Here is a 21,341-nt window from a genome sequence, read left to right as displayed (position 1 = left end):
GAGCGGGGCGTCGCTTTCGCGAGCTGCAGTGCGCGATCGGCGGCATCTCGCAGCGGATGCTAACCCTCACCGTGCGCCGGCTCGAGCGCGACGGCCTGGTCATCCGGACCGTTCCGGCCCAGGTCGACTACCACCTCACCGAGACCGGCGCGAGCCTGACTCACCCAGTGAAGGCGCTCGCCGACTGGTCGCTCGAGAACTGCGGCGGCATCGCGGACGCGCGACAGGCGTATGACGCGCAGCATCCCGACAACGACATCCGCTAGCGCGGAGCGATGACGACGTCGACGACATCACCGACGTCTTTGCCGAGCGCTGTGCGCACCTTCGCGTTGAGCGACACCATGTGCCCGCCGGTGCCGGTCACCATGGCGCCGACGTTCTCGAGCAGGATGCCGTCGATCGTCGCGTCGACGCGGACCGTCTTGCCCGTGCCGAAGAACTCGGCCGAGCCGGGGATCTCGACGCAGCTCCACGTCTCGCCTTTGATGGCGACCCCGATGGTCGTCTGGAACCGTAGCTCGCTCGCGCTCATGCCGTCAGGTTAGGGGAGGGCGACGCGGATGCCGTACGTAAGGGCGGGGGTCGTGATGAATAGTGCGAGACAGCTCGGGTGCCGCGTGCGCCCCACCTTTCATCGCGGTCCAAGCTCGGTGGAGCGGGCCATCAGGTGAGGGGAGAGCCCGCAGCCCATCCCCTTCAGGGCCCATCCGGGCGGCCGAACCCTACGCGACGCCGGCGGCCGCGAGCATCTCACGCAACGCAGGAGCTAAATGCTCCGCGTAGGGCATCGTCATATGAGCTACATCCCGCTTGATCGGTAGGGAGGATGTTGCCGGCGGGCAGCGACCTCCCACGCAAAAGAGCGGAGACGCATCGACGTACGAGGCTCCGAGACGGCTGGCAACTTCACGTTCGACTTGGCTCACGTTCTGCCATTCTGCAGTGACGGAGCCAGTGCAGTCAGCTGGATCCGACAGCGGAGAGTAGCACTGAACAATATCGACGTCGGCCGGCGGCGCGGACAGCAAAACCACCTGCGCAGCCGACGTGCGCACCTGCTCCAACAACCGATCGAGTCCTCCGCCCCACGCGGACGACGACATCTCTCCGCCGCTCTCTGCGTCGAGGGGTAGCTCGTAGGTGTTCGAGACGAGCACAAGCTCGGGTGTGAGAGACTCGATGGTTGCCATCGCTTCACGTTTTCGCTCCTGGCAGGCCTCCATCTTCTGCGCATCGTCCGCCTTCACGACGTCGACAAATGGGCACCCGTACATGGCTCGGATGACCAGCTTCCACTCTCCCTCTGCTAGCAGAGGAAGGAGAGCGGGAACCCAAGAGAGTGCGACGGAATCGCCCACGAGCACGGCGGTCTTTGTCGCTGACTCAGCCCCAAATGTGCATTCGGACTCGGGAAGGAGTTCGATGTCCCCGCAAGGCCCAACGCCCGCGGGAATCTGATCACGTTCGATAACGAAATCCAAAGTCGGCTCTGTGGCAGGCCATTCTGCGAGCCGCACCGCCTCGCTCAGCTCGGCGGCGATCGCGGAGGCCTCGGGACCGAGAGGCGCGGGCGGAGTCGCAGACGCCGAGGGCGTCGGTTCGCTGTTCCAGTCTGGCGCCGCAACATACTCCGCAACACCGGTCGTGGTCCCTGTGGTGGACGCCAAGGAAAGCGGGACGAGGACTGTCACGGCGAGCACGAGAGCCGAGAGGCCGCCCCACCTGTACGAAGGGCCGAACTCACGCCGCCAGTTCGCCCATTTCTCGGCGCGCCTCTCCCGACGTCGGCGCGGTGACGATGCGGATATTCGCTCCAGCCAGGGGGATCTTTGAATCGGCCGCTCCACCAGGTGGAATGAGAGGGCCGCCAGCGTGATCATCGACAGTAGCGCGAGCGCATAGAACGCGAATCCCTCGAACAGCACCCCAAGGAAGATGATCACGGGGAAGTGCCAGAGGTACAACGAGTACGAGATGTCGCCAACATAGAAGCTAATGGGATTGGTCAGAGGAAAGAGCGAGCGCTGCGGGCCGCCCGTGCCGGCGGCAACGACCATCAAGGTTGCCGCCACGGGGAGCAACGCCCACGGCGCGGGGAAGGGCATCTCGTCGTGGATGAGGAAAAGAGAAGCGACGATGATCGCGAGACCGATCCATCCCATGAACGGCCGGACCGCGTCAGGAATTCGCCCGCACCACGGCGCGCAGATCGCCAGCACCGCCCCAAGGCCCAGCTCCCACGCCCTCGTGAAGGTCGAGAAGTAGGCCACGGTCGGGTTGTTCACCGACTCCCACATGCCCCACAAGAATGATGCGAGAACGATTAGGGCCATGAGGAGTCCGGTCAGGGGCCGCCGACGCAGTCGCACGGCGCGGGTAGCTGCAATCGCCAAGACAGCCCACATCAGCCAAGGCCACACGAAGTAGAACTGCTCCTCGACGGCCAGCGACCAATAGTGTTGCAACGGCGAGACCGGGCCGGCGGCTTGGAAGTAATCTGTGCCGATGGAGGCGAAACGGACGTTCGCGGCGAAAAAGAACGACCAGATTGCGTCCCCGAAAGTTTGACCAGCTCGGGCCTGGTTGAAGATGAAGGCGGAAGCGGCGACGGTAGCTGCGAGCACAAGGGTCGCGGCGGGCACGATCCGCTTCACTCGGCGCCGGTAGAAATTCACAAAGGAGATCGACCCGGTGCTCTCATGCTCGCGCAGCAGGATACCCGTGATGAGGAACCCCGAGAGGACGAAGAAGATGTCCACGCCGACGAAACCACCACTGGGCCACTGCACCAGGTGGTCCGCGATGACAGCCGTCACCGCGAGTGCTCGGAGGCCCTGAATGTCCGGCCGGAGGTTGCCCCTCGATGTTGCACTGGGAAGATGCCGGTTCAGCCACCCGCGACTGAATACATGCCCTGATGGCACCTTGATCCCCTAACCCCTAATTGCGTTCTCCGGGAAGTATAGAAGCTCGCGGACCGCCCAACTGCGATCGGCGAGCGACGCGAACGCCAAGGATGAGTCCGTCAGGATCGAGCCCCTCGGCCGGGTGCAGATCTTCGCGGGCGCTGAGGGCCTCGTCAGGCCCCGGGTCGGGTTGCGGCCAGATCTCGGCTCGAGCTACACCGTCGCGAGCATCCTGCTAGGCGTCGCACTCGTCGCGCTATGCGGTGTGGTGTCGCCTTGCCGATCACGAGGTCTAGGAACGATAGGAACGAGGTGGCGGCGGAGATCCGAATCGCGGTCAGTGTTCAGGGCGCCCTAGACTCGCGCTCATGGCGGGGAGCAATCGGACACTGTGCATCTCGGTCATCGCTTCCCTCTACGCGCTGACGCTTCTTCCGTCCAGCGCGACGGCTGCTCTTCCGCTGGGTAGCTTTTACGCCGTGATCTTCGCCATCGTCTCGCTGACGATCGGGATCGTGAGTCAGCGGCGTAGTATGCGTCGGCCGCCACTGAGCGGAGCTCTGCTCGGGTTCTACGTACTTGCGACCCTCGCGACCACGTTCTCGGGTACGGCGAACCCATTCTCCCTGCTCATCCCGGTCGTTGCGCTCGGTGCCTACTGGGTCGTCTTCTCGTCAACATCGCGCGACCGGGCAGTCATAGCGGCCAGCATCGTCTTTCTCGCTCTGATCGAGACGGCACTCGGAGCAGCCGAGGTCTTCCTGGGCACCGGGGTACTCGTGGGGCAACCGTTCGTCCTTACGCCCGACAACCCGTTTTTCCCCGGACGCCCCCGCGCACAGGGCACCCTCGCGCACCCCCTCGTGCTCAGCTTCGTGCAGATTGTCGGCATCGGCCTGATTTGCGCAAGACGCACTCGAACTCTTCTCAGACTGCTCATCGCGGCAGCGCTCGTCGTCGGAACCGCGCTCACCGGTAGCTCGTCCGGGCTCGTCGTCGCGATCATCGTGGCTGCGCTTTGGTACCTCAACCGCACGTCTCCGGTTGCCGCCACCTTCGCCTACCTGTCCGCTGCCATCGTGATCCTGCTCGTCACGGCTCAAGGCCTCACGTCCGCAGTCCTCGAACAGGAACTCGACGAGCGCAACGCGGGTCATCGCATCAACTCGATCGCAGCGATCCCCAACCTCCTCTTCGAAAGAGACCTGGGCGCTGCCATCTTCGGAAGCGGCTACAGCAGCGTGACAGAGCTCTATCGAAACGGCATCTTCTTCAACGACGGCTTCTACGCCGTCGATAATCAGTTCGTCTCTTTGCTCGTGCAGGGAGGCATCGTCGGAGCGGCGCTGGTTCTATGTGCGATCATCGGCCTGACAGTCGCGATCGCGCGGCGCAATCGTGCGCACTTGCCTGGATGGGTTGGGCTCGTCGGGATGGGTTTGTCGTTCGATTTCATGGCCTGGTACGTCACAGCCGCGCTCTTCCTTGCCTACGGAGCGATAGCCGTAGGCGATCGCTCCGGCGAGAGGGAAGAAATCAGCCTGACTGGCGCAATGAGCGAAGTGTCAGCCGGTAGTAGCGGCACGGCTGCCGCGAGGCGCGCGGTCTAGAGCTCGGTCCGCAGCAGTCTCGGCACGAGCGCGACCGGGGCCCGGCGGCGTGACAGTACGAGAGCAGCGAGCACCCCTGCCGCGACAAGTGACGCGCCTATCAACGGCCCGATGTCCGGCAGGAGTACCGCCGCGACCGCGCCGATGAGCGATGGCGGGGCGACGATGAACACCGCCGGAAGCACGCTCGCGCGCAGCCATCCAAGAATCGAGAATCCGATGACCCGACGTGCGCGCAAGACGTAGAGAGGCTCGACGATGAGCAGCGGCAGGACGAACGCCGCGGCGACGCCGACGATGCCCCACAGTGATCCGAGCCACAGGCCAAGCATGACGTACACCACGAGCCAGAGCACTTGTAGGTCGAGGAACGCTGCCGGCCGGCCGAGCGCGTCGGCGGCGGGGACGAACTGCAGGTGTATGGCGTTGAGCACGATACCGCTAAGGAGGATCGTGATGGTGAGCGCGATCGTTCCGGTGGGCGCGTCGGAACCGAGCCAGATCCGAGTGAAGTCGTCCGCGAGGAGAGTGATGGTCACGCACCCCGTCCCGGCAACCAGCAGGGAGATGAACCCGAGGATCATGACGATTTGGCGGCCCTGCCGGTGGTCGCCAACGAACACTCGGGCGAGCATCGACTTGAAAGGATCAGTGGTCCATGAAAAGACCTGCCGCACCCCGGTGTAGACCCGGAATGCGGCAGTGAAGTAGGTCACGGCGCTGGGCGTCGCGACGATCGCGACGAGCACGGTGCCGACCTGCAAAATGAGCATGCTCACCGACGCGGTCGCGAACGAGCGGAGGCTGAACCTCCACATGAATCGCAGCGTCGCGATCGTCGCGCGAGACCAGTGCGGCCGGACGACGCGGCGCAGCACGATAACCATGGAGATCAGCGACGGCAGGACGATGCCCACGACTTCGGCGATCGCGACAATCAGGAGGGACTCGAACACGAGGCAGCCGAGCACAGTGATAATGATCCGGGCGCTGAGCCCGACGAAGACGTTCCGGCGTTCGACCGGCAATTCGCCGGCACCGGTCAAGACAGCGTCGAACGGCTTCAGCAGGATGCTGCTGAGGGCGACCGCCCCGAGCAGCGCGAGTGCCGTGCCCGTGGACGGGTCGAGGACAGCGGCGACGTCGGGCGTTGAGACGTAGAGGCCCGCGGCGACCACGAACCCGGTGACGCCGAGGATGCCCACGGCCGTGTTCCACATCAGCGCGGCGCCGAGCATGCCGCCAGGCGTGGCGTCGAACTTGTCGCCGCCGCGGCTTCGTGATCCGAAGTGCACGAGCGCCGACCCGATACCAAGGTCGGTGAGCTGCAGGTACGCCGCGACGGCGACCAGGACGAGCCACACGCCGTACGGGCCGCTGCCTACTGTCGAGATGATCAGCGGCAGGAGCAGGATGCCCGTCGCGATCGAGAGGAGACCCGCTGCCGAGCTGCTCAGGATGGCGGAGATGCCGCGGTGTCGTTTCGGCTCGGGCACAGTGGGAGACTACCGCGCGGAGAGTCCCCGACTGTGCGTGCAGTCGGCGTAACGGAGGAGCATGCCCTGCGACTGCTCCAGCTGAACGCTGAGTACCAGGCCATCGAGCGAGACGAGGGAGTGGCCATTGAGATCGTTCGTCCTGACGGGGCACCCCGTACGCAGGGAGATCTCGCCGCCGATTATGGCGACATCCTCGTGCAGGGGGGGGGCGAACCGTGCGGCGAAGATCGTGAGCGTGGTCGGCGTCTCGAGAGGATCTCGCGTGCTCGTCAGGCGCGTCGCACCCGCTGAACTCCGAAGGTCGCGGCTTTCAGATCTGGATGCTACTTAAAACGTCAGACGCCTCACGACCGTCTGCGACCAGCGTCATCAGTCCCAGGTCGTGAAGGTAATCGCCGTAGATCGCGCTGACCTTGCCGTTGGCGTTGTCCATTGCAACGACGCGTCTCCCCAGGAGAATGGCCATGACGCTCGCGTGGAGACGATCGGTGACGACGACGGATCCTTGTAGAATTAATCTCTGAGCCGAGTCGACGTTCAGCCGCGACATCTGGGTGTAAAGCCGATGCTGAAGCGGATAGAGCGGACGTCGCATCAGGGGCAAGCGGCGCGAAAGCGCGCCAGGCGCATGCATCGCCCACCACTTCACCTTGTCGGCTCTGCCGAGGCCCCAGTCGGACGACAGCGCGGTTAGCGCGCGCGGCAACGAGACCGCGGACCCAGTGGACTCCGAGTCACCTCGCTTCAGGTAGACCACGTCGAATCGGGGCTCGCCGGTCTTCGCTGAACGCGAGTCGAGGGGCGCGCCCAGCGCGAGGTCTGGGCAGAACCGAACTGTGTTCTGCGGGAAGAGTTCAGCCGTCAGCTGCGCACCTGCCCGATCCCTGATCAGGAGTGTCAGGTTCGGATGCGCGCGGTAGACATCCTGCGCTTGCCGGAGCCCCGTCTGCGTGGTGAAGTCGACGCTCTGAGGTAGCTGGATGATGCGCCGGTCATGGTTCTCAGAGATCACGCGTTCGCGGAACTTCTGGATTTCGGTCCAGCGGTCGCCGAAGTTCCCACCGCCCTGGATCAGAATCGGGCCATCCGGAACGAAATGATCCAGATCATCCTTGTCGTATCGCGTTATGTCTCCGACGTAGTCAATTTTGAGGCCGAGTCGGGCAAAGTAGGCGTCTTGCCCGAGCGAGATCAGATGATCTCCGGCGTTCTCGTGGTTCGGAAAATCGACCAGAGCGGCGCGGGTACCGGGTCGGAGCAGCTCCGCCAGTAGCGCGTAAGACTGATCGCGGATGCGGGCGAGTGCAGCGGTGTTGAGAGAAGGCATAAGGGTTCTTTCGGTCGGATGGTAGAGCTATGAGAGACCACGTATACGGCCGGCGGTCCTGCCAATAGATAGGTCCTTCGGAGCCCCATCTCGCTGCACGAGCTGCGCTTCTGTGATTGTCGAAGTTGTAGTGGCAGAGGTGTGGTGGCCATCAAGTTGGCGCCTGCGTGCGCGCGTGTGTTTCACTCGGTCGATCTAACGGAGTTGGCGATCTGCGACCAATCGGAACCGCGCGCGATCAGTCCTGGCTCGGCGTGGGTGGACTGCGGCGGCTGGCTCCCCACTATCGTCGCGGGCTTGCGAGCGCTCGCGACGATCAACGACATGGCACGAAACGTCGCGTGCCAGGCCGCCCACGGCAACCGTCGGATCCCCCACGGGGAGCGTCGGGTCAGTGGCCACGCAACGTACTTCAGGCCGCTTCCATACACACGACGGGCGCCGCCACCGAGAGCTCGGCAGATCAGCTCGTCCCACGAGCCACCGCCGTAGGAGAAGACACGGTGCAACCACCGGTCCCTCATGAACGCCCGCGCGGTCACTCCAAAGCTGGACACGCCGCTTTCGATCGGCACCCATTGTGGAGTCGTGGTATCTGCCGTGCGCCGCGAGCCGAAGGCTCGGTCGTCGTCGGTCCAGTACAGGTAGCGGTAGTCGGCCTCTGTCGATAGCAACTCCGTCAGTGCTCCCGGCCGGTGAAGGTGATCGTCCTCCACAATGTAGATCACATCAGCCGCAGCACGAAGTGCGGAGCGTCGAGCCGCGTGCTCGACATGCGGAAGTAAGGCCCGCCATGAACGCATCGATGATCCGCCGTCGATTTCCAGCACGTCATCGAACCGGGAAGTCAATGATGCGAGGCCCGGTGGAAGCGCAAGGCCAGAACTCGTATCAACGGCCAGAGTGCATCTCACGACTCGGCCATTGGCACGCGCTTGCTCTGCAGAGTCGAGCACCGACGCGATGCAGATCTCCTTCGAATACCAGTCGGGCCGCGGTTTCCCGTTACTTTTGGGCGTCGCTCGCACGAAAACTGTCAGCACCTCGCGCTCCCCTCAACGCCTGAGCGCGGACCCGAGTCCGATGTGGGGTGAGTGCCCGTGTGGACACGCACACTGGGGCCGATCAACACGCGCGATTCGAGATGATGCGCGCCTTGCACCATGACCCGTAACTCAATACTCAGTCCGCGCCGCTCACCGACTGGGACAGCGAAGAAAACTGCGATCGCGAGTATGCGTCTTCTGACGGAGCTTGCGACGTGAGCGGCCAATTGATCCAGCAAGGCTCAACTCCTCAAAACCTGTCGAGCGAATTTCGCTAGTTCGGCGGCCATCGACGTGCTTCGGTGGTCGCGAAGCACCTTCTCGCGGCCCATCTTCCCCGCCTCGGCTGCTGCGGCGGGGGCGTCGAGGTATCTCGAGATCGCGCGGGCTAAGCCTTGCGGTTCGTGGGACCGAACCAGGGTTCCCGTCGCTCCGTCTTCGATGTAATCCTCGAGTCCGGGTGTCGCCGTGATGACGACCGGTCGCCCCGTGGCCATCGCTTCGAGCGAAACCGTCATACCCGACGCGTGCAAATTCGGCAGGGTCGCGACCACGACAACTGTCGCGCGCCGATACAACTCTCTGAGCTCGATGTGGGACAGATGAGGGACCGCCGTGGTGTTGGGCGGTGGAGGCAAGGGAGAAGACGTTTGCACAATCGCTCTGACCGCTGGGTGAGTATCTGCTACGGAACCCAAAGCCTTGTAGAGCGAGGCGGTGTCGCGGTCGCGGTCGCCGCCGACACTGACAATTAGAGGATCGCTTGGGTAGTCCGCGAGCTGGAAGAAGTCCTCGTCAATACCAAACCGTATATATCTCGACGTGGGCGCCCCGGGCCCTAGCCATTGTTGGAGGTGAGGCAGCTGAGCCTCGCTCAGTACCCATAGTCCTCGGGCGCGCCGAAGAATACGCTGCATCAGCAAGCGCTGCGCCGTTCTGCGACGCGATGTGGGTCGATCAGTCGCCCAGATGACTCCCGAGAGCACGGGCGTGTCTAGATTCGCCGAGATGACTCGCGTCGCTGACCATTCATCCCAGGTGAGGGCGGCCTTCGCGACGGCGAGCGCGGGGGGCCTGCTTGCGAACTGGGCGCGCGCCAGTGCTACGTACGACGAGGGCGGTGTCGATCCAACGCTCACCCGCATATCCTCCGCCATCTCGGTCACGAGGCTGTGCAGACCGTAGGGCCAGCGACTGGGCCTGGACCCTTCGCGGTGCGCCTGTTCCCACGCAACCGCATCGACGCTGCCGGGGAACTGTACCTCAAGGTGGTTGATCATATTTTCTCCCGCAGAAGAAGTACGAAAGTGGCTGGTCCAACGCTACGGCGGGCGACCCGAAGCGAACTCTCGACCCAATCGAATCGGGCCGTCTTCCAGAGCGCGACCGGGCCCGCAGAGTCTCTGTAGTCGAGAAGTAGGCCGATTCGGAGCCCCGCGCGCAACCCGGGGGACGCGAAACCTACCGAGATGCTGCTGAGAATCCCGCTGAGCCCCGTGTGCGACCCCGCTGTCATTCGCCACGTCTTTTCGAGGACACGATGGCGCGCGCGTACGAGGCGAAGCGCTGGTGCGCAGCTCGATCTCCCCGAGCCGAGAAGGTCACGCGCAGCACCAGTGCGCGTGCGGCATAGCCTCCAGCTACGACGAATCGCCAGATCCATGAACGTATGAAGCCGGCCCGGTAGCGCATCTGGTACAGGTCGAAGAGGTTCTCGAGCCATTGTGTACGCACAGCACTCGTGCCGGAGCTGCTGCCACCGACGGCGTGTTCAGCCTCGGCCCAAGGTGCCAGAACGACACGATGCCCCTGATCCCGGATCCGCAAGCAGAACTCCACGTCTTCGGCGTACATGAACCAGCGCTCAGTGAGACCGCCGAGCTCCGTCCAGGCGGATCGACGCACGAAGAGACAGCCGCCGGATACCCAGTCGAGGTCGGTAAGCCCTTCGCGCTTCTGCTGGCCTTGCAGAAGGTAGTGGCCACGTAGGAGGGGTATCTTCTTGGCTAGTCGCGATAGGCCGCTGGAGTGCGTGAACATGCGCCAAATAGTCGGTTCGAAACCACCGGCCATCGTGGTGAGGTGACCCCCTGCTTCGACGACTATCGGCGCGGCGACCGCGACGTCGGGATGCTTGTCGAAGACGGCCAAAACGTCATTGATGGCGCGTTCCGCGATCATTGCGTCTGGGTTGAGGAGGAGGAACAACTCGCCCCGGGCGCGCTTCGCGGCGATGTTCACCGCCGGCGCGAATCCGAGGTTCGCTCCCGTTTGCACCCACTCCGTATCGGGGCGGTTGTCGAGCACCACGGACCGTGTGTGGTCCGCGGAAGCGTTGTCGACGACGATGACCTCAACGTCTGCCGGGAGTGCGTTGAGGGACGCCGCTACTACTTCCGCGCTGTTGTACGTGACCATCAGGACGGAAAGGCGGGGCCGGCGGTGGGCGCCGTCAGGCATTGTGTTCTCTCCCGGCTTCGAAGGACAGCATCGCCGCACGCATAGACCCGGCCGCTCGCTCCCACTGCAATTCTGCGTCGCGGGTCGTGGTCGCTGGAGCGCTGGTCGTGCGAGGCGCGATACGTTCCAGCGCCGCAGCCAGCTTCTCGGCCGAGTCCGGCGGCACCAACGCCCCTCGACGCCCCACGGTCTCGCGCATCACAGCAATGTCCGATGCGATCACCGGTGCTCCGAAGTGCAGCGCCTCTGCAGGGGGCAGGCCGTAACCCTCGTCCAACGACATGTATATGAGGCAATCTGCGCGTTCGTACAGCCAGCGAAGTTCGCCGTCTGACACCCGCCCCAAGAAGATGAGGCGCCCGTCCGAGACGAATTCCGCGACGGCGGGCGGCAGGTCTGCTTGGGCACCCGAATACTCCGCGCTGCCGACGATCACGAGAGGTCGGTTGGCTGTGATGCTCGCGCTTCGCATGGCGCCTGCGATGACCGTCGCCAAGTTCTTGCGTGCATTCAGGCGCCCGACCGAAAGCACAAAGTTGGCGACTTCCGGTAAACCCGCCGGTCGGCGCGCGGTCGCATGGGTGAGTCCAGATGAAACGCCGAGCCCGGTCGTCAGCACAGGCGCGAGTTCGCGGTGGAGGCGTTGCATGCGGGCTGCCTCAGTCTCTGAAGACGTCGCCACGATCGAAGCCCGCCGCGCCAATACCGCCATCGGAGAGAAGTAGACCCGTTCCTTCAGCGAGAACCATTGGGGGTTGTCTTCGAAGAGAAGGTCGTGGATGAACACCAACGATCTGCCGGTGATCGGCGCATAGTTGTGGCTCACGACGAAGTCCGCACGATGGAGCCGAGCAAGCAGAGGAAGCTCGATGGCGTTCGAGACTGCTTGGGGGCCAAGTCTCGTCGTCACCGGTCGGACGCCTTCGGGTTCCTCGAACATCGCAACGTGCTTGCGGCGGATCGCCACCAGCAGTTCGTCACCGGGAAATGCCCTCGACCAAGCGTGGACGAACTCCCGCATCACAGTTTGATTCGCGAGCGGACCGCGCACCCACCAGAACCCGTCAAAGAGCAGGCGCATCCAGCAACTCCCTCAACGCCCGCTCGTAGCTTGAGCAGACCGCTTGCCAGGTGTAGAACTCTTCGCTTCGGCTCAGCGCGGACGCCGTTGCCTCTTCCTGTCGCTCGGGCGACTCCATCATTGCGATAACCCCGGCCGCGATGGCCTCGGGGGCCGGCGGCACGAACGTACCCGAGGGGCCTACGACTTCGCGGTTGTAGACGGTGTCACGCGCCACGATCGGCGCTCCGCACGCCATCGCCTGGACGAGAGCCGGGTTAGTGCCGCCAACACTGTGCCCATGGAAGTAGGCGCCAGCGTGTTGGAGCAGTGCAAAGAGAAGGGCATCGTCGCTGAGATGGCCGAGCCACCGAACGTTCGGCGAGGAAGCCGCCAACTGCTCTGCTTCCTCGTCAAGCTGCCCCCCGTAGCCACTGGAGCCCACGATGACCACCGGGTGTTTGAGGGCGATCTGGCGTGCGGCGCGGAGGAACTCGGGAACGCTATTCTCCGGAACGAATCGGGCGACTATCAGCGCATAGCCCCGTGACGGCAACCCGAGCGGGACTTCGAGCGGCCCGGGATCCGTCCCGCCGTATGGGATGAACACGCCATCCCGACCGAACTGCTGCTTCCAGCGGTGCTCGATCGCGCGGGCGTCGAAGACGAGGTTGGTCCCGAACCGAGCCGTGAGTCGTGCCCCCGTAAGGAACATGGTCTTCGCGACGCGGCCCCACTTATCGCGATCCCACTCGATGCCGTCCACGTTGACGAGGGTGGGGATGCCGCGCGCTTTCATCATCGGCAGGAAGAAGCCGTTGGCAACGTTCATCACGAGAGCCACGTCGGGCTTCCGGCGCACGACCGCGTCCATCGTGGCCGTCAGGCCGTACGAGAGAGTGCTGAGGGACTTGGATTCCACGCCGCGGGTCGTCACGCTCCGAACGCGCGGGTCTCGATCGGCGCTATCGTCACGAACCGCGCCTGGCCGACCGTAAACCGTGACATCCCATCCGTGATCGACGAGGAAAGGTGACAGGCGCCTGACCGCGGTTTCGAATCCTCCATAGAAACTCGGGTAACCCCTAGTACCGATGATCGCGACAGAAGGCATGCGTCCCTTGGAGAAGTGTCGGGTGGTCAGTGAGCGGTTTCGCCGGGCGAAAGAGCGGCTCGGGCGGTCTTTGCAACGATCACGAGGTCGCTCACAAGCGACCAGTTCTCAACGTACGACAGGTCGAGGCGCACCGAGTCCTCCCACGACAGGCTGGACCGGCCGCTCACTTGCCACAGGCCGGTGATGCCGGGCTTCACGAGGAACCGGCGGTGCACGTGGTCCGCGTAGCGCTCGACCTCGGAGGGCAGCGGGGGCCGGGGCCCGACGAGCGACATCGATCCGCCGATGACGTTGAAGAGCTGGGGCAGTTCGTCGAGGCTGAACTTGCGCATGACGCGGCCGACGGGGGTGACGCGCGGGTCGTTCTTCATCTTGAAGAGCACCTCGTTACCGGCATCCCGTTGCTGTTTGGCAAGAGCCTCGAGCAGGTCTTCGGCGTTCACGACCATCGTGCGGAACTTCAGCATCGTGAACTCTCGCCCGCGCAGGCCAACCCGCGTCTGCCGGAAGAAGACCGGACCCTGGCTCGACAGCCGAACGCTGAGGGCGAGGAACAGCAGCACGGGGCTGAGCACCACGACGCCGATCGCGCTCGCGACGATGTCGACCGTGCGCTTCAAGAAGAGCTGACCCCGGCTGAAGCGCGGGGTCTCGACGTGCATGAGCGGCACGCCCGCGACGGGCCGCGTCTGCACGCGGGGGCCGGCGATGTCGACGATGCTCGGCGCGAGCACGAGATGCTGGCGGCCGGCCTCGAGGCCCCACGAGATCTGCTTCACCTTGTCGGGCGGAAGCTCGTCTGTGCTGGTGACCGCGACGGTGTCGGCTCCCGTGGAGGCCATGGCCTGGGTGACGGCATCCACGCTTCCCATGATGGGGATGTCGGTGCCCTCCACGGTGCCGGCGACACGGCCCGAGGGAACGCACGCCCCGACGACCCGGTACCCCGAGCCGGGGGTGCGCTGAAGTTCGCGTGCAAGGTAGGTGACGGATGCCTCAGACCCCACGAGCAGCACGCGCGCGGAGTACTCGCCGACGGATCGTTTCGCGACGAGCCACTGGCGCCAGAGCCACCGCGAGAACAGCAGCATCCCGATGCCGACGGGCAGGCTGATGAGCAGGAATCCGCGGGCGACGTCGACTCGCGCGAGGAAGGCGAGGATCGCGATGACGCCGAAGAGCGACAGGCTCGACCGTGCGATGCGCGCGTACTCCTCCGCCCCGGCGCCGATGATGCGGTGGTCGCGGGTGTCGGCGAGGCTGAGCGTCCACATCCACGCGGCGACCAGGCCTCCGGAGAAGAGCCAGTAAGAGATGTCGGTGATGCGCGAGTCTTCGCGAATCGACACCTCCGCGTTGCCGAAGCCGAACCACGCGATCTGCGTTCCGTAGACGACCCAGACCAGCACGAGCAGATCCGTCAGCCGCAGCAGTGACGCGTACCGGCGTCGCCAATCACGAGGACCGCGGTACGCGGCCGGAGCCGCGGCGGGGTGCTCGTCGCGATCCGCGGACGCGCCGGATGCGGACGGCGCACCGAACGTGTCGGAAGCGGGCGAGGCAGCCGGTGAAGGCGCAGTGGGGGAGTCGTACGGCATGACATCCTCCCGTGCGGTTCGCGATGAGTTGCTGGGAGAGGGATCGTACGCCGCGCGTGTGTCGCGCATGTGAAATCGGGATCACCGAGCTAACGGGCGCCCCTCCCGTGCCGATGGTATCGGTTTCATAGGCGCGGCTTAAGTAGGCCATCCGGTGGACACCCGCTGAAATGCACTGATCAGCGTGGAAAAAATTTGCTCGAACCTGAGCGGGCGACTCGTATTTCGTACCAGGGCTCTGCGCGTCGTGGCCTCACCCTCCCGTCGAGCGGTCGCGGTAGGCCGGCGGGGTGTCGACATAGCTGTCGCCCTGCTGGTGGTTGAGCAGCCTGACCACCCGCTCTCGCGAGAGGTCGTGTTCGGCCGAGAAATCGGGGTCGCAGCGACCGAGCCATGACGCGTGCGCGCCGCAGTCCCAATCGGCGTCGACGGGGAAGTAGCGCAGGAACATCGCATCGGCCATCGGGCAGGCGCCGTTCGCATCCGTGCGGAAGCAGACGCGGTAGTCCGTCGCACCGGAGACCTGGCCGGTGATGCTCGTGATGTTCGACTGCGGGTACTCCGCGGCGATGGTCGTCGTGTCGATGCACGGATCGCTCGTTGTGAGCGGACACCACCGACCCGCGAGTTCCGGCGGCGTGCCGGGGGGATGCTGCGCCTCCGGCTCTCCCGACGGCGCGAGCTGAATCAGGCCTGCACCGTCCGGAATGTAGCGCCGGTCGTACTCGGCCGACCGCGCGGTGATCTCGAATACGTCTCCGCGCGGCACCGCCGCCTTCTCGGCGTAGAGCTCGCCCGACGCGCCGGCGTACAGATGCGACTGCTCGCCGTCGGCGGTCTCGATGTCGAGGCGCAGCATCCAGGTGTAGGAGTACCCGCCCGGCGCGATCACTCCCATGTGCAGCACCGTGCTGACGTCGTTCCGCACCGTGATCGCCTGCGACCGGAAGGAGGGCTGGCCGTCGGCGGCGGTGAAGTCGCCCGAGGCGAGATCGAGATCCAGGCTGTGGACCTCTGGCACGTCGTCGCCACCGCCCTCGCCGCCGGTCCCGAAGTCGACGAATACGTCGTCGTGCGCGGGCGACGCGGTGACATCGACCGCCCTGATGCTCAGGAGCGTGACCGGCTCGCTGCCCGTCGCGCGGAGGGTCCACGAGTCGAGCCGTCGACCGATGGGGATCGCTGCGGCGGGACGAACCCCCGACACGATCTCGCCGACGACGGCGGCGGACTGAATATCGGCCTCGGCCACCGCGTACAGACGTTCCGCCGACATGCCACTCGCTGCGACCCGGATCTGCACGGGCTGCCCCGGAGCGGGCGGCTTCGCGAACCAGTCGTCGGTGGCGGCTCGGATGTTCTCGCCGAACACCCCGATCAGGGCGCCGACGACCGCGACGATCAGGGCGCCGATGATGCCGCCCACCGCCACGACCACGCGCTTGCGCGGCTCGTCGGGCAGCCAGCGAGAGGGTCCCTTCGCTTCACTCATCGCAGGCTCCCGTGGTCTCTGCGGTGAAGATCGCGTCGAGGAGAGTCGCCTCATCGTCGGCGGCGAGGGGCGCTGCGTCCAGACGCACGGACACCAGGCACGAGCCGCGGACCGCGGTGATCGTTCCGTCTGCGCGACGGACGGTCGCCGCGGCATCCGGTGTGGCGTCAGGTGCGGCGCCCGCCGTGTCGTCGGTCGTGTCGTCGGTCGTGTCGTCGGGCGATCTCGTCAGCTCGAACGCCGTACGCGCCGACGCGGCGGTCGCGAGGGCGGCGGCGTGAACCGTGGCGAAGCGTGCACCGGCGGCATCGTCGACGAGGGCGAAGTCGAGATCGCCTGGGTCGCCGACCGCTGTCGCCGTCAGGCGTCCGGCGGAACCGGCGTGGACCGCGAAGCTGCCGGGCCACGAGCGGATGTCGTCGGGCGGCGGGCCGCCTGTCTGCCAGCGCCACAGCGTCAATACCGTCGCGCCGCCGACCTGGCGTGAGAGCAGGTAGTCGTCACCCGTCAGCGGGGTGAGCTCACCGGCGCGGCCGACGACCGTCGCGAACGCCGTGTCGGGCCCGTCGCCGGCGCGGACCACGCTCAGCACGGCGAGATCAGACGCGTTTTTCACGCGCAGGTAGCCCGCAGTCGGATGCAGTTCACCCGAGCCGGACACCGCGACGACGTCGTTCTCGAAGGTGCGGTGCACCACGTCCGTGCCGGGCGGGATCGAGCCGGAGAGCGTCTGGACGAGCGTGCCGTCGTCGCCGACGATCCACAGGTTCGCCCCGTCGTCGCTCGCCGCCGCGAGGCCGTCGATGAAGTCGAACCGGGTCGCGGTCGCGGTCGGCGAACGCCAAACCTCTCGCAGGGAATCATCCAAACGGACGAGGTGAGACGGCTCTTCGTCGCACACCTCGAGAACCGCCAACCATGGCTCTTTGCCGGGTGAGAGCTCGGCGTCTCCCACGGAGCACGACTTCTGCGGCATCCACGGCTCGGCTGTGCGGACGTTCGCCACATCGGTGATCGACACGGCGTCGTCACGCATCGTGGCGACCCGGCCATCGGAGAACGCGCCGATCACAGAGCCGCCGTTCGCGGTGCGATTCCACATCGGGTTGCCGGTCGATGCGCTCACCGCCGAGACGTGCACGCCCGATTCGAGCCGCTGCTGCACCGTCACGACATCGCCGCGCACCGTGACGGCAGAAGGCATCGGGGCGAACGGCAGGCTCCACCTCGTGCCGCCGTTGCGCGTGTTCAGCGCCGCGAGCGTCTGCCCCTGTTCCGAGGCGACGATGACGACTCCGTCGCCGGATGCCACCACCCGGGTCGTCACGTCGAACGTCGTCTCCCAGCGTGGTGAGAACGCCTCTTCGGGCTGTGCGCCGGTGCAGCCCGAGACGAGCAGAGCCGTGACCGCGACGAGAGCGACGCCGACGGCCCGGCGAGCGGTGCGATCCGTGCGCTCCGAGGGTCCGCCCACGCTGTCTCTCCCTTCGTCGGTGCGACCTGCCCGCACCCTACCGAGGGAACGCCCGGCTCGTGAGGGGGCGGCAAGACGGTGGCATGCCATATGGCATGTGGCCTGCGGTGCTCTCGACGCGACCGGCCGCGTCATGGACGAAGGAGAGTCGGGATCGCGCGTTGGTAGCCGAACACTCGGCCCGATTGCGCATCGCCTACGACGGGGGAAAGGGTCCCGCACCTGGCAGAATGAACGCCGACAGAAGGGCGGCGGATGCCACGACCCCCTCTTCTCGACGAGGCCCGCACCGCGTGGCGACGTCGGGAGACCGAGACCGCCGTCCGCGCCGCGCTCGCCGCGCACGACGCCGGCGATCCCGACGGCCTCGCGCTGGCCTGCTCGATCGGGATGCGGGGCTACCGCGCCGACATGCTCGCCGCCCACCGGGACGATGTGGCCGCTCTGCCCGACGGGGTGCTGCGCGAGGGCGTGCTGGCCATGCTGCAGATCGGCACCGGCGACCTCGACGGCGCCGCGCTCCGCATCCTCACCCTGGCCGAGAGCGATGAGGCTGCCGAGAGCGGCACGATCGACCCGCTGGAGAGCGAGGGGATGCTGCTGCCGATGCTGCTGTCGTACCTCGCGACCGGCAGCGTCGCTTCGGCATCCTGGGTGAACGCGCGGCGGTGCATCGATGCGGCCCGCGCGGCCATGGCCGCGGCATCCGCTGTCGAGGGCCGGGTGCCGGCTCCCGCCCATGTGCCGTTCGACCTGCTCGGACTCGACGCGATGGTCGAGCAGCATACGAAAGCGGGGGATGCCGCCCGCCGCGTGCTCACCGAGACCCTCGCCCCGCTGCGGATGCGTAACAGCCTGTCGGACCTCCACGCGCTCGCCCTCGTGTGCCTCGGCAGCGTCGATCACCTGTCGGGGCGTCTCGGCGAAGCCGCGCTCAACCTCGCCCGCGGAGCCCGGCTCGCGCCCGCCTGGCGGCACGGGGTGCGTCTCCATGCCGAGGTCGAGCTCGCGTTCGTGCGTGTGCGCCAGGGATGGTGGCGCGATGCCGCCGAGGTCGTGCGCGCGACGGCGCCCCCGTCGGGGCTGATCGAGCACGACTGGCTCGAGCCCCAGGCGCTCGCCGTGCACGGGCTGCTGCTCGCGCTCCGAGGCGACATGGCGGCGAGCCGGCCCGTCCTCGACCGGGCCGCGCTGCTGTGCCGCGACACCCCGTCGTTCCTCGCGCAGATGGTCATCACCCACGCGCGCATCATGATGGCGATCTCGCTGAGCGACTGGGCCGGACTGCGTCGTGCCCTCGAGGACGCCGCGGAGCCCGGGTACCGGCATCCGTACCGCGACGACGAATGGCGGATGCTGAACTCGCTCGCCTCGTGGCATCTCGGCCGTGTCGATGAGGTCAGGCGCGGCGTCACCGCATGGATGGCGCAACCGGGGTCGGATGCGAGCCCGTACGCCTGGGCCTTCGTCTCGATCCTCGCCGAGCACGACGAGCGCTACGCCGAGGCGACGACCGCCGTCGACCGCGCCCTCGGGCTGCTGACGCTCGACCACGACCCCTTGGGGCGGGCATGGGTGCGCGTCGTCGCCGGCATCCACTACAGCCTCTTCGGTGCTCGGGGACGGCCGGATCCGCGGCGCGCGCTCGCCGTCTACGAAGACGCCAGCGCCGAACTGCTGGAGCTCGGCGCGGTCGGTCTCGCGCGTCGCTACGACGAGGCCGTCGCCGCGACGACGACCGAGATGCAGCGCGGGTCACGGGGCGCCGACCCGACCGCGCGACTGACCGAACAGCAGCGCAAGGTGGCCGACGCGGTGGGACAGGGCTACACGAGCGGTGAGATCGCCGGGCTGCTGCACCTGTCGAAACGGACGGTCGACTACCACGTGGCCAACATCATGCGCCGCCTGGGGGTGTCGAGCCGCCGCGAGATCGCGCGCGTTCTCGGCGGCAGGCGCTGACGGGTGGGCGGGTGCCCGGGTTGCCGGGTGCCCGGGTGCAAGGGATCGTGGGCGACGCGCCGGGGGAGCGGCATCCGGGCCGGGGTGTCGGATCGGATGCATTGCATCGCGGGCCGCGGCGGCCATCCTCCACATCGCGGGGCCGGGTACGCGCAACGAGGCGGTGGATCGCGAGCGCGGTTATCGCGACGCGATGGGCGAAGCGGGACTCGAACCCGACGTGCTCGATGTGTCGACGGACAGCGACCGAATCATCTAATCGTTGAGCCGCAGCTGGTCGTGCGGGCATCCACCGCCGCCGTCTGAGGTGCCCGCCGGGCAGATCTGTCGTGCTGCCCGCGTGCGCGGATGCTAGGAATCGTGGGCGACACGCCGCGGCCGCGGCATCCGGACCGGGGTGTCGGATCGGATGCCTTGCATCGCGGCACGCGGCACGCGGCACGCGCCGCGGCCGAGGGGTGTCAGGCGGCTTCGGCGGCTACGCGCATGCGGGAGAGGAAGTCGACGAGAACGGCGGCGGACCCGGCGGGCATGTCGGCGATGACGTCCTCGACGCGGTGCTGCACGTCGGATCCGGATCGGCGGAGGCTCTCGACGGGGCGGTCGCCGAGCGTCACGAACACCTTGCGGCGGTCGGACGGATGCGGCTGCCGTCGCAGATACCCGGAACGCTCGAGGCGATCGAGCATGGCGGTCGTGCTCGCGGATGAGATCCCGAGCTCCTGCGTGATGTTCGAGGGGGTGAGGGTGATGTCGCAGTCCTGCGCCTCGATCAGCTTCTCGAGTGCGATGAGGTCGTTCTCGCAGACCAGCATCGAGTCGCGCAGCCGCAGCCGGATGGCTCCCTCCGCGGCCTCGTAGGCCCACAGCGCATCGAGGACTGCCGACGCCGACGATGTCTCACCCTGCAGTGTCATGACGACTCCCGTACTGATCGGCCTAGCGGCTCAGTCTGTCCGAGCGATCCGGCGAAGGGGAGCCCTTCCCGTGGGAGCGCTCACCTGGTACGGGCAGAGGAAGGTATGCCTCAGTGGACCGAGAACCCGCCGTCGACGGCGATCGCCTGACCGGTGACGTACGCCGAGCTCGGTCCGGCGAGGAAGATCGCTGCGGCAGCGAAATCGTCGGCCCGCCCGTTGCGTCCGACGAAGGTGCGGGCCGCGAGAGCGGTGACCACGTCGGGATCGCTCGCGAGCCGTTCGTTGAGCCGGGTGAGGACGAAGCCCGGGACCAGCACGTTCGACGTCACCCCGGATGCCGACCACGCCTCCGCCTGCGACCGGGCGAGGCCTTCGAGGGCGGCCTTCGACGCGCCGTAGGCACCGCTCGACGCGAACGCGCGGCTCGCCTGCTGCGAGCTGATCGAGATGATCCGGCCGTAACCGCGCTCGATCATCCCGGGCGCGAGCCGCTGGCCGAGGATGAAGGGGGCGTCGAGGTTGACCGCCATCGTGGCATCCCAGGACTGCTCGTCGAGTTCTGCCAGGGGAGGGCGGATGTTGATGCCCGCCGAGTTGACGAGGATGCCGATGTCGCCGGCCCGATCGGCGAGCTCGTGGCAGCCGGCGCGGGACGAGAGGTCGGCGACGATCCCCGCCGCGAGTCCGCCCTCCATGCGGATCTCTTCGACGGTCTCGTCGACGCGGTCCGATCCGCGTGCCGCGACGATGACCTCGGCGCCGGCCGCGGCCAACGCCCGGGCGATCCCGCGGCCGATGCCCGAGCTCCCGCCCGTCACGAGGGCGCGTCGGCCGGAGAGCCCGAAGAGACTGTGCAGATCCATCCCG

Annotated in this window: 17 protein-coding genes; 3 read left to right on the top strand and 14 right to left on the bottom strand. The window is 66.6% G+C overall.

Translation table 11 applies throughout. The features are described 5' to 3' along the window. The first annotated feature begins 56 nt into the window (after positions 1-56). Positions 57-266 carry a winged helix-turn-helix transcriptional regulator gene (locus QUC20_RS13620; RefSeq protein WP_289330227.1) on the top strand — a complete coding sequence of 70 codons (210 nt, stop codon included), beginning with the start codon at positions 57-59 and terminating at the stop codon, positions 264-266. Here the strand turns inward: QUC20_RS13620 and QUC20_RS13615 are convergent. Next, positions 263-535, bottom strand: coding sequence for a DUF1905 domain-containing protein (locus QUC20_RS13615; protein ID WP_289330226.1), 273 nt, complete (start codon positions 533-535; stop codon positions 263-265). The two genes, QUC20_RS13620 and QUC20_RS13615, sit on opposite strands and share 4 nt — an antisense overlap. Positions 536-725: 190 nt before the next feature. Then, a complete protein-coding gene (locus tag QUC20_RS13610; RefSeq protein ID WP_289330225.1) occupies positions 726-2,819 on the bottom strand; it encodes an acyltransferase family protein in 2,094 nt (697 codons plus the stop codon). A 458-nt stretch (positions 2,820-3,277) separates the two neighbouring features. On the opposite strand from QUC20_RS13610, the gene QUC20_RS13605 reads away from it, so the two are divergent. Then, positions 3,278-4,519, top strand: a complete 1,242-nt coding sequence (locus QUC20_RS13605) for a hypothetical protein (protein WP_289330224.1) — start codon at positions 3,278-3,280, stop codon at positions 4,517-4,519. Here the strand turns inward: QUC20_RS13605 and QUC20_RS13600 are convergent. The 10 genes from QUC20_RS13600 to QUC20_RS13555 form a co-directional block, all read right to left on the bottom strand. Continuing rightward, entirely contained in the window at positions 4,516-6,015 is a 1,500-nt protein-coding gene (locus QUC20_RS13600; protein WP_289330223.1) for an MATE family efflux transporter, read from the bottom strand. The two genes, QUC20_RS13605 and QUC20_RS13600, sit on opposite strands and share 4 nt — an antisense overlap. Positions 6,016-6,328: 313 nt before the next feature. Continuing rightward, the gene (locus QUC20_RS13595; RefSeq protein WP_289330222.1) at positions 6,329-7,345 is read right to left on the bottom strand and encodes a polysaccharide pyruvyl transferase family protein; all 1,017 of its coding nucleotides are present in this window, start codon (positions 7,343-7,345) and stop codon (positions 6,329-6,331) included. A gap of 182 nt (positions 7,346-7,527) precedes the next feature. Next, positions 7,528-8,388, bottom strand: coding sequence for a hypothetical protein (locus QUC20_RS13590; RefSeq protein ID WP_289330221.1), 861 nt, complete (start codon positions 8,386-8,388; stop codon positions 7,528-7,530). A 245-nt stretch (positions 8,389-8,633) separates the two neighbouring features. Continuing rightward, positions 8,634-9,548 (bottom strand): glycosyltransferase family 4 protein, encoded by a 915-nt coding sequence (locus QUC20_RS13585; RefSeq protein WP_289331527.1) that lies wholly within the window; start codon positions 9,546-9,548, stop codon positions 8,634-8,636. 355 nt (positions 9,549-9,903) lie between these two features. Further along, entirely contained in the window at positions 9,904-10,809 is a 906-nt protein-coding gene (locus QUC20_RS13580; protein ID WP_289331526.1) for a glycosyltransferase family 2 protein, read from the bottom strand. A gap of 34 nt (positions 10,810-10,843) precedes the next feature. Next, entirely contained in the window at positions 10,844-11,932 is a 1,089-nt protein-coding gene (locus tag QUC20_RS13575; RefSeq protein ID WP_289330220.1) for a glycosyltransferase family 4 protein, read from the bottom strand. Further along, entirely contained in the window at positions 11,916-13,025 is a 1,110-nt protein-coding gene (locus QUC20_RS13570; protein ID WP_353105709.1) for a glycosyltransferase, read from the bottom strand. The genes QUC20_RS13575 and QUC20_RS13570 overlap by 17 nt, the downstream gene beginning before the upstream one ends. A gap of 26 nt (positions 13,026-13,051) precedes the next feature. Continuing rightward, positions 13,052-14,626: a sugar transferase gene (locus QUC20_RS13565; RefSeq protein WP_289330218.1), complete on the bottom strand. Its 1,575-nt coding sequence runs from the start codon at positions 14,624-14,626 to the stop codon at positions 13,052-13,054. Between the two features lie 253 nt (positions 14,627-14,879). Next, positions 14,880-16,118 carry a hypothetical protein gene (locus tag QUC20_RS13560; protein ID WP_289330217.1) on the bottom strand — a complete coding sequence of 413 codons (1,239 nt, stop codon included), beginning with the start codon at positions 16,116-16,118 and terminating at the stop codon, positions 14,880-14,882. Beyond that, on the bottom strand, positions 16,111-17,592 hold the full coding sequence (locus QUC20_RS13555) for an outer membrane protein assembly factor BamB family protein (protein WP_289330216.1): 1,482 nt from the start codon (positions 17,590-17,592) through the stop codon (positions 16,111-16,113). The genes QUC20_RS13560 and QUC20_RS13555 overlap by 8 nt, the downstream gene beginning before the upstream one ends. A gap of 255 nt (positions 17,593-17,847) precedes the next feature. Between QUC20_RS13555 and QUC20_RS13550 the strand changes: the two genes are divergently transcribed. After that, positions 17,848-19,554 (top strand): LuxR family transcriptional regulator, encoded by a 1,707-nt coding sequence (locus QUC20_RS13550; RefSeq protein ID WP_289330215.1) that lies wholly within the window; start codon positions 17,848-17,850, stop codon positions 19,552-19,554. Positions 19,555-20,015: 461 nt separating this feature from the next. Here QUC20_RS13550 and QUC20_RS13545 read toward each other — a convergent pair whose 3' ends face one another. Beyond that, positions 20,016-20,471, bottom strand: a complete 456-nt coding sequence (locus QUC20_RS13545; protein ID WP_289330214.1) for a MarR family winged helix-turn-helix transcriptional regulator — start codon at positions 20,469-20,471, stop codon at positions 20,016-20,018. A gap of 110 nt (positions 20,472-20,581) precedes the next feature. Then, positions 20,582-21,337: an SDR family NAD(P)-dependent oxidoreductase gene (locus QUC20_RS13540; RefSeq protein ID WP_289330213.1), complete on the bottom strand. Its 756-nt coding sequence runs from the start codon at positions 21,335-21,337 to the stop codon at positions 20,582-20,584. Positions 21,338-21,341 lie beyond the last annotated feature (4 nt).

Origin of the sequence: Microbacterium arborescens (genome assembly GCF_030369635.1) — a bacterium.
In the GTDB taxonomy this organism is placed as follows: Bacteria; Actinomycetota; Actinomycetes; order Actinomycetales; family Microbacteriaceae; genus Microbacterium.
The sequence above is the reverse complement of the archived record's forward strand: the minus strand, read 5'-3'. Positions and strand labels throughout refer to the sequence as shown.